Raw genomic sequence first — 14,687 nt, forward strand, 5'->3', positions numbered from 1 at the left:
TTTCTATTCTCTCCTTTTCTTTTGATTATTGATATACGTATATGATGGCGCATCAACGCGCCTTTTTGTAACCTACTTTAAAAACCATTTGATGAACTCCTCTGCGCTGTCCCTGACTATCCCGGTAGACGCAGCCTCGGCCTCGCTGTATCCTTTTACATTCGACGGCTTCCACTTTGCGCCAATAGCAGCGTATGGCACTGCCTCACGCGTGTGCGTCTTTATCTCGACAGGTGTCGGGTGGTCGCAAAGCACCATTACCCGGTACTCGCCAAACTTCTTTATGCCTTCCAGCACAGGCCCGACTATCCTTTTATCAAAGTCCTCGATTGCCGTGATCTTATCCTTTAGCGAGCCCTGGTGCCCGGCCTCGTCAGGCGCCTCAACGTGCACGCAGACAAAGTCCTTTGTCTCAAGGGCCTTCAGTGCGTAAGAGGCCTTACCCTCGTAATTTGTATCTATATAGCCGGTAACGCCCGGCACCTTGATTACCTCGAGCCCGGCGCACACGCCAAGGCCGTTTAGGAGATCTACGGCCGATATCATTACGCCGTCTACACCGTAGAGCGACTTCATGGTCGGCATGCTCGGCGCCTTGCCCTGGCCCCAGAGCCATATAGAGTCTGCCGTGTTCTTTCCGGCGAGCCTTCGCTCTTCGTTAACCGGATGCTGCCTAAGTAGCGGCGCCGCACCCTCCATTAAGACGCGAAGCTTATCGGAGCCGTCGCCGCTTGGCAGATAGTCGCGTATGCCCTGTCCGCTTATGTCATGCGGCGGCGTGGTCTTTGGCGCATCCTTGCCTCCTGCCCACACCATTATATGCCGATACGATTTGCCGGCGTAAAACCTGACGCCTCTATTAGAGAACTTGTCATCTAGCATCTCGATTAGCCGCGCGCCCTCTTCAGTCGAGATGTGGCCGGCGCTATAGTCGCGCATGTAGAACTTTCCGGCGGACAAATCCAGGCTTACGAAGTTACAACGGTAGGCAACGTCCGTTGGTTCGAGCTTAATCCCAAGGCTCGCTGCCTCTATCGGCGCTCTACCGCTATAGTACTTACGCGGGTCGTAGCCAAGGATACTCATGCTCGCAACGTCGCTTCCAGGCGGATAGCCCTCGGGCACGGATTTATAGAGCCCTGTCTCGCCGTTTGCTGCTACGAAGTCCATGTTCGGGGTCTTTGCGTGCTCCAAAACAGTCTTGCCGCCAAGCGAAGCAATCGGCTTATCCCCCATACCGTCGCCTATAAGTATTGCGTACTTCATGTTACAACCCCATTGCCTTTATGATGTCTTTAAGCTTTGGCTTTACCTTCACCGGCTTTGCCGAGCTCGCTATCGCAGTATCAGGATCCTTTAAGCCGTGGCCTGTAAGCGTGCACACGATTGTGTCGCCATCCTTTACCACGCCCTTCTTCTTCATCTTTATCACACCTGCGAGAGAGGCCGCGCTCGCGGGCTCACAGAATACGCCCTCTCTGGAGGCAACAATCTTATAGGCCTCGATTATCTCGTCGTCAGTGACCAAATCGATTACGCCGCCGCTTTCGTCCCTTGCGGCAATGGCGCTCTTCCAGCTCGCGGGGTTGCCGATCTTAATGGCAGTGGCGATTGTCTTTGGATGCTCGACAGGAGCGCCAAGCACTATTGGAGCTGCCCCTGCTGCCTGAAACCCCATCATCTTCGGAAGCCCCGTTATATACCCCTTTTCCTTATACTCCTTGTACCCTTTCCAGTAGGCCGTAATGTTGCCTGCGTTGCCAACGGGCAGGAAGTGATAGGTCGGCGCGTGCCCGAGATGCTCAGACACCTCGAATGCCGCTGTCTTCTGGCCTTCTATCCTGAACGGGTTTATGGAGTTGACCATGGTGACCGGATACTTCTCGGTAACCTCTTTCACTATCGTAAGCGCTTCGTCAAAGCCGCCGCTTATCTCCAATACAAGAGCTCCGTGTATCATTGCCTGCGAAAGTTTTCCAAGCGCGATGTTACCCTCCGGAACGAGCACATACGCCCTCATCCCGGCCGATGCGGCGTACGCTGCTGCTGCGGCAGATGTATTCCCGGTAGAGGCGCAGATTACGGCCTTACTTCCGGCCTCCCTTGCCTTTGAAACGGCAAAGGTCATGCCGCGGTCCTTGAAAGAACCCGTGGGGTTTAGCCCCTCGAACTTGAAAAGTATTCGAACGTCCCCGAGTATGTCCCTTAAGTTCGAGGCCTCGATTAGCGGCGTGTTGCCCTCGCCAAGCGTTGTTATCGCATCTTCCTTTATCTCGGGCAGGAATTCCCTGAACTCGCGTATTACGCCTCTCCAGAGGCCTTTTCTAAGAAGCTCCACCTTAACTCTCCTCTATGCGGATGACCATGGTCTTGTCCGTTATGATATCCATCTTTTCGATTTGTGCTATGGAAGCCGTAATCTCTCTTTCGAATGCCGAATGCGTTATGATAACGAGCGGCACAGCTCCGCCGTGCTCGTCCCTGCCCTTTTGTATGACAGAGAGTATGCTTATGTTATGGGAGCCGAGCACTCCTGCGATTTTCGATAGCACTCCCGGGATATCCTTTGCCGAGAACCTGAGATAATAGGACATCTCTATGTCCGCCATCTTCTTTATCGGATAAGACTTAATGGCCTCGGCCGTATAGCCAAGGGGAAGGGCGCACTTCACGCCGCTTGTGATGCTCCTTGCCATGTCCATTATGTCGGCTACAACCGCGCTTGCGGTAGCCATCATTCCCGCGCCCCTGCCGTAGAAAAGCACGGGGCCGACTGCATCGCCGTTTATGTGCACGGCGTTTAGAACACCGTCGACCGCGCTAAGAAGGTGCTTCTCGGGTATCATCGTCGGATGCACCCTGGCCTCTATGGTCGTACCGTCGGACTTGGCTATTGCAAGAAGCTTTATCCTATAGCCGAGTTCCTTCGCGTACTCTATATCCATATCCGTTATTCGGCTAATGCCTTCGGTGTAGATGTCGTTATGCGTGACGTATGTGCCGTAGGCGATGTTTATGAGTATGGCGAGCTTATGGGCCGTGTCTATGCCTTCGACATCATAAGTTGGATCTGCCTCTGCGTACCCAAGCTTCTGTGCTTCTTTAAGAACGTCGGCAAATGCGCCACCCTCGTTGGTCATCTTCGTAAGGATAAAGTTAGCTGTGCCGTTTATTATGCCGTAGATGGACTCAATCCTGTTTGCGGCAAGCCCTTCCCTTAGCCCCTTTATGACCGGTATGCCGCCGCCAACACTTGCCTCGAACCCTATGCAAACGCCTTTCTTTGCGGCAAGCTCGAATATTTCCTTTCCGTGCGCCGAGAGAAGCGCCTTGTTCGCGGTGACAACGTGCTTGCCGTTCTCTATTGCCTTGATGATAAAGTCCTTGGCAATGGTAGTGCCGCCTACAAGCTCGACAATAACAGAAACCTCCGGGTCGTTTAACACGGCATTTGCGTCGTCGGAGAGAACTCCGTTTGCAAAGTCAATGCCTCTATCGCGCTTTAAGTCCTTGTCAGCGGCCATCTTAAGCGCAAGCTCGACCCCGAGCTTTGCCTTTATGACATCCGCATTGCCAAGAAGCACCCTGGCAACCCCCGTGCCAACGGTGCCAAGCCCGATGAGACCTACGTTTATTTTTTTGCTCATTACCTGATGAGACCTTTCTATTTTTTCGGCGGCCCGAGCTCGAGGGCGCGCTTTATCCCTCTTGCGGCCTGCCTCGTTCTGTGCTCGTTCTCGACAAGAGCAAGCCTCACGTACTCGTCCCCGTACTCGCCAAAGCCGATACCCGGAGAGACAGCGACCTTGCCTTCCTTTAAAATGAACTTAGAGAACTCAAGAGAGCCCATGTGGCGAAACGCCTCAGGAATACGCGCCCAGACAAACATCGTTGCCTTCGGCTTCTCAAGCGGCCACCCGGCCTTTGTAAAGCTCTCGACCATGACGTCGCGCCTTTCGCGATACAGCTCGCTTATCTCGTGCACGCATTCCTGAGGGCCGTTTAAGGCGATAATGGCCGCTATCTGTATGGGCTGGAACATGCCGTAGTCAAGATAGCTCTTTATCCTTGTGAGCGCATTGACTATCCTTTTATTGCCCACACAAAAGCCGATTCTCCATCCCGGCATGTTATAGGACTTGGAAAGCGTGAATATCTCGACCCCTACGTCCTTTGCTCCAGGTACTTCCAGAAAGCTCGGGGCCTTGTACCCGTCGAAGACGATGTCTGCATACGCAAGGTCGTGTATGACTATCATGTCGTGCTCTTTGGCGAAGGCTACTATCTTTACGAAGAACTCCCTGTCCACAACCTCTGTTGTCGGGTTGTGCGGGAAGTTGATTATAAGGATTTTCGGCTTTGGCCACGCCTCTTTTGTCGCCTTCGTAAGCTCGGCAAAGAAGTCAACGCCCGGAAGGAGCGGAATGCCGCGTATATCGCCTCCTGCGATAATAACAGAATACGCGTGTATCGGATAAGTCGGGTTTGGCACGAGCACCAAATCCCCCGGGCTTGTGATTGCGAGCACAAGATGCGCAAGCCCTTCCTTTGAGCCTATTGTGGCAACCGCCTCTGTGTCAGGGTCTATGTCAACATCGTAGCGGCGCTTGTACCAGTCCGCTATCGCGCCCCTAAGCTTCGGTATGCCCTTTGAAAGCGAATACCTGTGGTTCTTGGGGTTGTGTATCGCCTCCTCGAGCTTATCTACGATATGCTTCGGGGTTGGCTGGTCAGGGTTGCCCATGCCAAGGTCTATGATGTCCTCACCGCGTTTTCTTGCCGCAGTCCGAAGGCTTATGACCTCGTTAAACACGTATGGCGGAAGCCGCTTTATCCTATAAAATTCTTCCATTGTCCTTATCCTTACTTTACGTACACGCCTTCGGCGTTGTACGAACTTCTTACAAAAGGCCCTGAGTACGCCCTCTTTATGCCAATCGATACCGCGTACTCCTCGTACTCCTTAAAAACATCCTCTGCCACGTATTCCTTCACCGGAAGGCTCTCTCTTGTCGGCTGAAGGTACTGGCCGATAGTAACCGCGTCTATGTTTATCGCGGCCAGGTCGTTTAAAAGTTTCCTTACCTCTTCCTTTGTCTCGCCAAGCCCGACCATCAGCCCTGACTTGGTGAACGCGCCGCGCTTCTTTGCCTCGGAAATAATACTTAGCGAGGTCTTATAATCAGCGCCCGGCCTGACCGTCTTGTAGAGCGGCTCAACCGTCTCGACGTTGTGGTTAAATACGTCGGGCTTTTCCTGTAACACAATGTCGAGCGCCTCGACAGAGCCTCCAAAATCAGGGGTTAGCACCTCGATTGTCGCCTCCGGGAGCGCGCGCCTGATTTCTCGTATCGTAAGAGCGAACTGCATGGCGCCGCCGTCCTTTAAATCGTCCCTCGTAACCGATGTAACGACAACGTGCCTTAGCCCCATTTCCTTTGCAGCAGCCGCAACATCGGCCGGCTCGTTCACATTCAGCGCGAGCGGGGCCGCATCCTTCTTAACGCTGCAAAACCCGCACGTCCGGGTACACACGCCGCCAAGTATCAAAAACGTCGCCGTGGGCTTTGAGAAGCACTCGCCGATGTTCGGGCACCGCGCTGACTCGCACACGGTATTTAAGCCGCGGCTTCTTAAGGCGCGCTTTATCTCATGGAGCCCGGCCAGGTTGCCAAGCGGACGCCTAAGATGCGACGGAAGCCTTTTTCTTTGTCCCTGTGCCGCGTTATCTATCTTACCTGCCATTTTACCAAACCCGCAAAAACAAGACTTAAAAACATAACATTTTCCGACAAAAATTACAATATCGGCCTTTATATTAAAGGCCGATACTTTGCCGCATCCAACCTCTTATTTTTAAAGGCTTTTTACGGCCTACGCTTCCTTCATTGCAGCTACGAGGGCAGTGAGCATCTCATCTACGTCCTTGCGCTTTACATTAAGTGGCGGAACAAAGCGAAGCACAGTATCGCAGGTGCAGTTAATGAGCACGCCCTTGTCCATGCATTTTTTCACGATATCCGCGCCGGGCTTTGTGAGTTCCATGCCGATGATGAGCCCCTTGCCGCGAATGTCTTTTATAAAGGTGAATTCCTTTTTAAGGGCCTTGAGCTTACGCATGAGGTACGTTCCAACGCGCTTACAGTTATTAAGGAGCTTCGGGTTCTTGTACTCGTTTACAGCAGCTATCGCGGCAGCGGTAGCAAGGAAGTTACCTCCGAATGTCGAGGCATGGCTTCCGGGCTTGAAGGCCTCCGCCACTTTATCGGTTGCAAGCATCGCGCCTATGGCAACACCCCCGGCAAGCCCCTTTGCAAGCGTCATGATATCCGGGGCTACACCGTAGTTCTCGTAGGCAAAGAGAGTCCCTGTTCTGCCCATACCCACCTGCACCTCGTCGAAGATGAGAAGTATGCCGTGCTCGTCGCATATCGAACGGAGTTCTTTTAGGTAACTCTCCTTTGGCACGTTCACGCCGCCTTCTCCCTGTATGGGTTCGAGCATGATTGCCGCTGTCTTATCGGTTATTGCGGCTGCAGCTGCCCGCGCATCGTTAAACGGCACATAGGAGAATTTTTCTATGAGCGGCTCAAATCCCTCCTGAATTTTCTTTTGCCCGGTCGCTGCCATTGCGGCCATGGTTCTGCCGTGAAAGCTCTTCTCGAGGCTTACGACATGGTAGCGCGGGCTGCCCTTTACGCTAAAGTATTTACGCGCAAGCTTTATCGCGGCCTCGTTTGCCTCTGCGCCCGAGTTGCAAAAGAACGCCTTACCCGCAAACGAATTCTCGCAAAGCATTTTCGCAAGCTCTGACTGCGTTTCTATGTGAAAGAGGTTCGAAGTATGCACGAGCTTTCCAGCCTGCTCCTTTATGGCCTTGACCACCTTGGGATGCGAATGCCCGAGGTTACACACCGCAAGCCCGGCAACAAAGTCAAGATACTCTTTGCCGTCGGCGTCCCATAGCCTTGCGCCCTTGCCCTTTACGAACGCCACAGGAAAGCGGCGGTACGTATCCATCACGTATTTACCCGTAAGCTCGATTATGTCTTTATTGGCCATCTTGTTTTACATCCTCCATTTCTTCCTATGGAACTAAACACCTTGCGCTGATACCAGCCCCTGCTATGCCGCAGAGAACGTCATGCGTTTTCATTTCTGCCCGACGCAGAAGATCTTTGCAACATCTTGCACAGCCATGCCGCGAACATGCCCGAGGCAATGGGAACAATAAAAAATATCGCCACAAAAAACGTTACTACCATATAGGCCATCCCTGCCCACTGGTCCAGTTCAGGGCCTTGCGTCATCCAAAATACAAACCCTCCTATGACACACAGCGTAAAAACAAACAGAACAATATTTCTAAAAACATAGGACCCGGATATCGAACTCGAAAAGATTCCAAGGGATATCACAAGCCATATCAGAAACAAGAACACGAAGAGCCCGAAACTCGCCGCCGCATTAAAAGGAGGACCATCAGATATAGCGGCCGCCAACGACGCGATACAGATAAAAATCACCAGGCCGTTTCGAACCGTCCGCACCGGCCCCTCATCGTTACGCTCGGTCTTTTCGTCAATCGGCTCTGTCATAGCGCCATCCTGATTTTATTATTCGAAAAAAACAGGCGGCCAAATCGCCGCTTTGCCATAGCTTAGCCCTACCCCATCTTCTTAAATGCCATCACAACGCGCTCTATGCCCGAGTAGTCCTTCTTTACGACAATATTGTCGTACGCCCCGCTCTCTCTTATTATGCCCTCGACTCCACGCACCTGGTCGTAGCCGACTTCCATAATAAGCGCGCAGCCCGGCTTAAGGTACGTGGCCGCCCCCTGTACCAGCCTCCTTATGACGTCGAGGCCGTCGGTGCCGCCGTCGAGCGCGAGCCTCGGCTCGAAGTCCTTGACCTCCTCCTCGAGCGTAGATATGACATTGCTCGCAACGTAGGGCGGGTTGGCCAGTATAAGGTCGAACCTGCCCTCGAGGTTTTGTTCCCTCAAGGGCTCGAACAGGTCTCCCTCGAGACACTCTATGTTTTCATAAACTCCGTTTAGAAGCGCGTTCTTAACGGTCGTCTCCACGGCATCTGGAGAAATATCTGTCGCAATGACCTTTACGTCCGGAAACTCGACAGCCACCGACACCGCTATGCAGCCGGAGCCGGAACAGATGTCCAGGACAAACGGCGACGAGGACACGCCCTTTGCCTTGAGCATTGCAAGCGCCTCGCCCACAAGAATCTCTGTCTCGGGCCTTGGTATCAGCACGCCGGGGCCCACCATAAAATCGCGCCCCATGAACTCCGTTTCGCCTATGATGTACTGGAGCGGCTCCTTGTACTTCCTTCTTCTTACCCACTCGCCGATTATGGCCTTGCATCCCGGATGCACAGGGCGCGAACCGTAGGCCTTGACGTCGGCTGGACGAAGGCTTAATGCCGAGGCCACCATCAAAAGCGCTTCGCGCTGCCACTCCTCCACCTCGGCAAGCTTAAGGCTGTCTTCTGTCCATTTAAGGAGTTCAAAAACGGTTAAGAGCGGCGTCTGGTCCATCTTCTATTTACGGATGTGTATGACCGTGCCGATGCCGGTGTCGGTAAAGACCTCGAGTAGCACGGCATGAGCAACCCTTCCGTCGATTATATGGGCGGCCGATACCCCGCTTGCAACAGTCTCCATACAGCACTTTAGCTTGGGCACCATGCCGCCGGTTGCCACCTTCTTCATCATAAGAGAGCGCGTCTCGGAAAGATTAAGCGAAGATATGAGCTGGCCGTTCTTATCGAGCACGCCCGGGACGTCGGTAAGAAGGATTAGTTTCTCGGCCTTAAGAGCGGTTGCGACCTTGCCCGCGACGTAATCTGCGTTTATGTTATACGTTCCTGCCGCATCGTCGGTGCCAATGGGCGCGATTACCGGTATATAGTTGCTCTTTTCTAACGTCTCTATGATATGCGGGTTTATAACCTCGACCTCTCCGACAAGGCCCATGTCGTCCTTGCCCTTAAGCTTCTTTGCCTTAATGAGCCCGCCGTCCTTGCCCGAGAGCCCGATTGCCTTGCCGCCAAAGAGGTTTATGAGCCCGACGATTTCCTTGTTTATCTTTCCGCCAAGCACCATCTCGACTACTTCCATGGTCTCGGCATCTGTTACGCGTATGCCCTTTACGAACTTGCTTTCCTTGCCAAGCTTTGTAAGCAGGCTTCCTATCTGAGGGCCGCCGCCGTGCACGATAACCGGGTTTATGCCGACGTACTTCATCAGCACGACGTCGCGGGCAAAGCTCTTTTTCAAGCCCTCCTCGGTCATCGCGCTGCCGCCGTACTTTATGACCACGGTCTTGTTGTAGAACTTCTTTATGTAAGGCAGCGCTTCAAGAAGTACCTGAATCTGGTCGTTGATTATGGGTTTATGCGTGCCTCCGGGCTCTTCCATTTTTATTGCACCCCCGCTGTTGTTAGTGTGCGGCATATTAGAGTATATAACGCGACAGGTCCTCATCCTTGAGGATAGCCGCGAGCCTCTCTCTTACGTACTTTTTATCTATCTCGATTTTCTTTTTTCCCATGTCAGGGGCGTCAAAGGATATCTCATCGAGCACCCTTTCAAGCACCGTATGAAGACGCCTTGCCCCTATGTTCTCGGTCTTGTCGTTAACCTCGGTTGCAATCACCGCAAGCTCCTCTATCGCGTCCGGCAGAAACCTTATCTCAACGCCCTCGGTCTCGAGCAGCGCCTCGTACTGCTTTATGAGCGCGTTTCTCGGCTCAGTTAAAATTCTCACAAAATCCTCTTTCACAAGCGGCTGAAGCTCGACGCGTATCGGGAACCGTCCCTGAAACTCAGGGATCAGGTCCGACGGCTTGACTATATGGAACGCGCCCGAGGCTATAAAAAGCACGTGGTCTGTCTTGACCATGCCGTACTTCGTGTTCACCGTCGAGCCCTCGACTATCGGAAGCAAATCCCGCTGCACACCTTCTCTCGAAACATCGGGGCCCTGGGCAGAGGACTTGCCCGCTATCTTATCTATCTCGTCAATGAACACGATGCCCGACTGCTCGACCCTCTCGATTGCGCTCTTCGAGACCTTATCCATGTCGATTAAGCGCTGGGCCTCTTCCTGCGTAAATATTTCGAAGGCCTCTTTGACCTTCACCTTTCTTCTACGCGTCTTCTTCGGGAAAAGCCCGGAGAAGGCGTCCTTAAGGTTCATGTCCATTTCTTCCATGCCTGCTGCCGAGAATATCTCAATCATCGGCATCTTCTTCTCCGTCTGCTCTATCTCGATAGGCCTGTCGTCCAACTTGCCTTCCCGAAACATCATGCGAAACTTTTCTCTCGTGGCCTTCTTCTGCTCGGTCTCGGCCTCGACGTCTCTAGTACCCTCTTCAAAGCGCGGCGAATAAGCGGCCCTAACAGGCTCAGCGGACGGCAAAAGCGCATCGAGCACGCGCTCCTCGGCATTCTCCCTTGCCTTCACGAGCACGCTCTTTGTCTCCTCGTCCCTCACCATCTTAACGGCAAGTTCGGCAAGGTCGCGTATGATGCTCTCAACGTCTCTGCCGACATAGCCAACTTCCGTGAACTTACTGGCCTCGACCTTTATAAACGGCGCCTCGGCAAGGCGGGCAAGCCGCCTCGATATCTCGGTCTTTCCCACACCGGTTGGGCCAATCATTATGATATTCTTTGGCGCAATTTCGTCCCTAAGCTCGGGCCTTACCTGCTGGCGCCTCCACCTGTTACGAAGAGCTATGGCAACGGCCCGCTTCGCCTCTTTCTGGCCGATGATGTATTTATCTAACTCCGATACTATCTCTCTTGGCGTAAAGCTCTTCACCTAAGCTATCTCCTCTATGCTTATCGAATCGTTGGTGTATATGCAGACCTCTGCGGCCATCTTCATGGCCTCGATAGCGATGTCCTTTGCGCTAAGCTCGGTGTGGCGAATGAGCATCTTCGCAGCGCTTATGGCATATGGCCCGCCTGAGCCTATGGCCGCAATGCCTTCCTCAGGCTCTATTACGTCGCCGCTACCCGATATGATGTAGCTTGCGTCCTTGTCCGCAACAAGCAAAAGCGCTTCGAGCCTTCTTAGCACCCTGTCCGTTCTCCAGTCCTTTGCAAGGTCAACAACGGATTTCTTGAAGTTTCCTCTGTGCTCGTCAAGCTTTGCCTCGAACTTGTCGAATAAAGTAAGCGCGTCCGCTGTGGAGCCCGCAAACCCTGCAAGCACAGCTCCGGCGCGCATGGTGCGGATTTTCACAGCTCCTTTTTTAACGACAGTATTGCCAAGTGTAACCTGCCCGTCCCCTGCGAGAGCGACCTTGCCATTTCTACGTATGGCGACTATGGTAGTGCCGTGGAATTTTTCCATGTCTCTCTCTCTCCGAATTCAATCCTTTATATCGGCCCTCGGGTGCGCCTTGTCATAGACGCGCATGAGGCCTTCTAGCGACACGCTTGTGTAGCGCTGCGTTGTCGATAAGCTCGAGTGCCCAAGAAGCTCTTGAATAACGCGCAAATCAACGCCCCTGTCCAAGAGATGCGTTGCGAACGTATGGCGCAGCGAATGCGGCGTCGGGTTCTTTGCAATAGCGCCGAGGAACGTGTACTTTTTCAGTAACCGCTGCACGCTTCTCTGCGCTATGGGCTTTTTGTCTGCCGCGCCCGCAGTTATAAGCGGCTCTATATCAGTAGCCCCGCTTCTTTCCGTATCAAGATACCTGCGAAGCGCCTTCAATGCCTCGTCGCCTGCCGGGCAAATCCGCTCCTTCGAGCCCTTGCCAAGCACACGCAAAGTGCCTGTAGAAAAATCCACGTCCTTTATCTTTAGCCCCGTAAGCTCGCTTACGCGAAGCCCTGAGGAGTAAAGAAGTTCGAGAATGGCCGCATCCCTAAGCATGCGTGCCTGCTCGGCCTGCTTTACGCCGCCCTTTGAAAGCGACTTTCTACGCTCTTCCGGAGCATCCACGAGCGCGAATGCCTCTTCAACACTCAAGACCGTCGGCAGTTTTTTATCGGCCCTTGGAAGCGTTATGAGCGCCGCCGGGTCTTTCTTTAGCAATCCTTTTTTAAGCGCGAAACCAAAGAGGCTTTTTATTGCCGAGAGCTTTCTCGCAATAGAGGCCTTCTTCATGGTGCCGTGAAGGCTTGCGCCGTAGGCCGTTATATCGTCTTCGGTTATATCCTGGGAAGCGGCGTCATCCCCTGCCCCGGAATAAATAAAGTCGGCAAACATGGCGAGATCCCGCCGGTATGCGCCGACCGTGTTAACAGAGGCCGCTTTCTCGACCTCCATGTACTTTATGAAGTTATCGATAAACACCCTTAGGTCAGGGTTTTTTTCCATTGCGCCCCCATAGAAGCCTTATAACATCTAACTGGCGAGATTTCAACGGAAAAATGCGGTTTGCCAAAGGTTTTTGCACAGGGGGCTGGCTGACGGCTTCAGGGCACGAAATCGCACCCTCCGAAGTTGAAATCATTTTAATATCTCTCTATTCTCCAAAGCCCTGTGTCGTTGTCCTGGGAGAAACGTATCTCGAAAGTGATTTCCTTTTCCGCGCCCTTGAACATTTGCTTCCTGGTAACCAGATATGTGGCAGTATAATCAGCAGCCCAATCTAAACGCGGCTCGCCCATCTCGGACGCAGCAAGAGAGAGCGTGCCGTTGGACTTCATGATTTCATAAAGCTTCCTATACTTCTCCCTTGAACGCGGCTCTACAAACTCGAGCGCGCCGTTTATGTCTCCTCTGGCAAGCGCTGCCTTAAGCCCGTTCCATACTGGTTTGATTTCCGCATCAAGCTCATCCTCGGTTATAACGGCAACTGCGCCGACCCCAATAGAAACTGCTCCATCGGACAAAAACTCCTTGCTAATAGGGGTATAAAAACCCGGCTGCTTATATTCATGATAAAACCCTAACAGCCCTGTACCGGACGTATCTACCACTCCATCCCCCTCAAAATCCCACTCATAATGATAAGGTGAATTTTTATAATCAGGATTACCCACCTCTACCCTTGCCACACCCGTTTTCTTGGAAATAACCGCAAACTCAGGATTAACCGGCATTTCCCCAGGCTGGGAATTCGTGGGGTCGTCCATATACCTGACCGTTACCGAGTCAACTGCCTTATACCCGCAGGCATCGGTTGCAGTAGCTGTAAACACAGCCTCGCTTACATAACCGCTAAGGTTAGAATTGGCAGGCATTGACATCATGCCGCCAAACTGTCTGCCACTCTTATAAACGCGCTTCTTCCGGCCATGGCCGTTATCCACCTTGATGTCCATCATGCCCTGTGCGTTATAAAGCTCGCCCTTTAGTAAAAAGGTCGAAATCCGTGACGCGCCTGTTTGCGGCTCGGTGATTTTCACCTCAAGGCAGTTTGCCGAGCAGAAGATGCTTACATTCAACGTGCCGCCCGGGCCGCTTGCAAGCTTTACATCCAGCGTATTGGCCTCAGCGAGCGTCACGTTTCTCTCGATTTTCTCGACCTTCTGGTTAAAGTCGCTTTCTTTGATTACCTCGCTGCCGTTTAGCGTAATCGAGCCCGAGCTTATGCGGCCAAGCCCAAGCGTGCCGTTGTTTTGTACGACCATCTTGTACGTCGCCCCTGTGTTGCAGGACTTGAAGCTGTCCGAGTAGACATCAGGCTTACCCACTGTGCGGGAATATTTCTTTGTAAAGAGCGGCGGATTCTCGGCAAAGGCAGGGAGCGAAAAAAGACATATTGCTATGAAAGCGGCTACGGGAAAAGACCTGAAAAACACAGCCATGACAACCTCCGTAAAAGGTTTTAACGGCATACAGCCAAACGCTCTTTATTATAATACAAAACAACAAAACCCCAAACCACATTATTCAGAAAGCCGCAAAACAAAACAGCCGCGCCCAAAGGGCGCGGCTGCGATAATGCCGATACTATCGTCAACAAATCACTCTATCGCGCTTCCAAACCTGGAGAACCTGACATCCCCGCCAACCGGGTCCTTTGACCAGTATATCCTCCACGCCTTGCCCTTTATCTCGCTTATGCGAACAGGGCCCCAGACCCTGCTATCGGAGCTGTTATTTCTATTATCGCCCATGACAAAGACCGAGCCTTCCGGGACATTGAACTTGGCGAAGTTGCCGTCATCGGCAAGAGGCACGGGCTTGAACACTACATACGGCTCATTCACAGGCTTGTCGTTTACGTACACGACATTGGCCTTTAACTCAACTGTATCGCCGCCAAGGGCTATGACCCTTTTTATAAAGTCCTTTGTCCTGTCGGTCGGAGGACGAAACACTATGATATCGCCCCGCTCGATATTACCCCAGTAGGGAAGCATCTCGGAGTCCATCACCGGAAGCGCAAACACCGGAACGCCGCCGACCTTGAAGACCGTCCACCCGAGTATCGTGGCCTTTGGCCTCTGCAGCCCGTAGGCGTATTTCTTTACAAGGAGATGGTCTCCTATGAGAAGCGTATCCTCCATGGAACTAGACGGTATCTTAAAGGCCTGCACAACGAAACAGCGTATGAAGAGCGCCAGCACTATTGCTATTGCCACGGCCTCTATTATCTCGCGCACAACGCCCTTTTTCTTCTTTTCCCCGCGCTTGAACACACCGAGTATGCCTTTTAAAATTCCCTTTAACACACGCTTCCTCCCGGCTGCC

Annotated in this window: 14 protein-coding genes; all 14 read right to left on the minus strand. The window is 52.8% G+C overall.

Annotated features, from left to right (window positions below; genetic code table 11):
* Nucleotides 1-72: 72 nt before the first annotated feature.
* The 14 genes from OEV59_01270 to lepB all read right to left on the minus strand — a co-directional run bounded on the left by OEV59_01270 (nt 73) and on the right by lepB (nt 14,668).
* A complete protein-coding gene (locus OEV59_01270; GenBank protein MDH4226373.1) occupies nt 73-1,266 on the minus strand; it encodes a cofactor-independent phosphoglycerate mutase in 1,194 nt (397 codons plus the stop codon).
* A gap of 1 nt (nt 1,267) precedes the next feature.
* Entirely contained in the window at nt 1,268-2,338 is a 1,071-nt protein-coding gene (thrC, locus tag OEV59_01275) for a threonine synthase (protein MDH4226374.1), read from the minus strand.
* Nucleotide 2,339: 1 nt separating this feature from the next.
* Nucleotides 2,340-3,647 (minus strand): homoserine dehydrogenase, encoded by a 1,308-nt coding sequence (locus OEV59_01280; GenBank protein ID MDH4226375.1) that lies wholly within the window; start codon nt 3,645-3,647, stop codon nt 2,340-2,342.
* Nucleotides 3,648-3,664: 17 nt separating this feature from the next.
* Entirely contained in the window at nt 3,665-4,852 is a 1,188-nt protein-coding gene (gene alaC / locus OEV59_01285; GenBank protein MDH4226376.1) for an alanine transaminase, read from the minus strand.
* An 11-nt stretch (nt 4,853-4,863) separates the two neighbouring features.
* Complete coding sequence (gene lipA / locus OEV59_01290; GenBank protein ID MDH4226377.1) at nt 4,864-5,745, minus strand: lipoyl synthase; 882 nt, start codon at nt 5,743-5,745, stop codon at nt 4,864-4,866.
* Nucleotides 5,746-5,874: 129 nt separating this feature from the next.
* The gene (locus tag OEV59_01295; protein ID MDH4226378.1) at nt 5,875-7,062 is read right to left on the minus strand and encodes an aspartate aminotransferase family protein; all 1,188 of its coding nucleotides are present in this window, start codon (nt 7,060-7,062) and stop codon (nt 5,875-5,877) included.
* A gap of 80 nt (nt 7,063-7,142) precedes the next feature.
* On the minus strand, nt 7,143-7,598 hold the full coding sequence (locus tag OEV59_01300; GenBank protein ID MDH4226379.1) for a hypothetical protein: 456 nt from the start codon (nt 7,596-7,598) through the stop codon (nt 7,143-7,145).
* A gap of 68 nt (nt 7,599-7,666) precedes the next feature.
* A complete protein-coding gene (gene prmC / locus OEV59_01305; protein MDH4226380.1) occupies nt 7,667-8,560 on the minus strand; it encodes a peptide chain release factor N(5)-glutamine methyltransferase in 894 nt (297 codons plus the stop codon).
* 3 nt (nt 8,561-8,563) lie between these two features.
* Nucleotides 8,564-9,442: an acetylglutamate kinase gene (gene argB, locus OEV59_01310; GenBank protein ID MDH4226381.1), complete on the minus strand. Its 879-nt coding sequence runs from the start codon at nt 9,440-9,442 to the stop codon at nt 8,564-8,566.
* A gap of 37 nt (nt 9,443-9,479) precedes the next feature.
* A complete protein-coding gene (gene hslU, locus OEV59_01315; protein ID MDH4226382.1) occupies nt 9,480-10,850 on the minus strand; it encodes an ATP-dependent protease ATPase subunit HslU in 1,371 nt (456 codons plus the stop codon).
* The gene (gene hslV, locus OEV59_01320; protein ID MDH4226383.1) at nt 10,851-11,387 is read right to left on the minus strand and encodes an ATP-dependent protease subunit HslV; all 537 of its coding nucleotides are present in this window, start codon (nt 11,385-11,387) and stop codon (nt 10,851-10,853) included.
* 18 nt (nt 11,388-11,405) lie between these two features.
* Nucleotides 11,406-12,362, minus strand: a complete 957-nt coding sequence (locus tag OEV59_01325) for a tyrosine recombinase XerC (GenBank protein ID MDH4226384.1) — start codon at nt 12,360-12,362, stop codon at nt 11,406-11,408.
* A 137-nt stretch (nt 12,363-12,499) separates the two neighbouring features.
* Complete coding sequence (locus OEV59_01330; GenBank protein ID MDH4226385.1) at nt 12,500-13,798, minus strand: hypothetical protein; 1,299 nt, start codon at nt 13,796-13,798, stop codon at nt 12,500-12,502.
* A 159-nt stretch (nt 13,799-13,957) separates the two neighbouring features.
* Nucleotides 13,958-14,668, minus strand: a complete 711-nt coding sequence (gene lepB, locus OEV59_01335; protein MDH4226386.1) for a signal peptidase I — start codon at nt 14,666-14,668, stop codon at nt 13,958-13,960.
* Nucleotides 14,669-14,687 lie beyond the last annotated feature (19 nt).

Source organism: Deltaproteobacteria bacterium (genome assembly GCA_029858205.1).
In the GTDB taxonomy this organism is placed as follows: domain Bacteria; phylum Desulfobacterota; class GWC2-55-46; order GWC2-55-46; family DRQE01; genus JAOUFM01.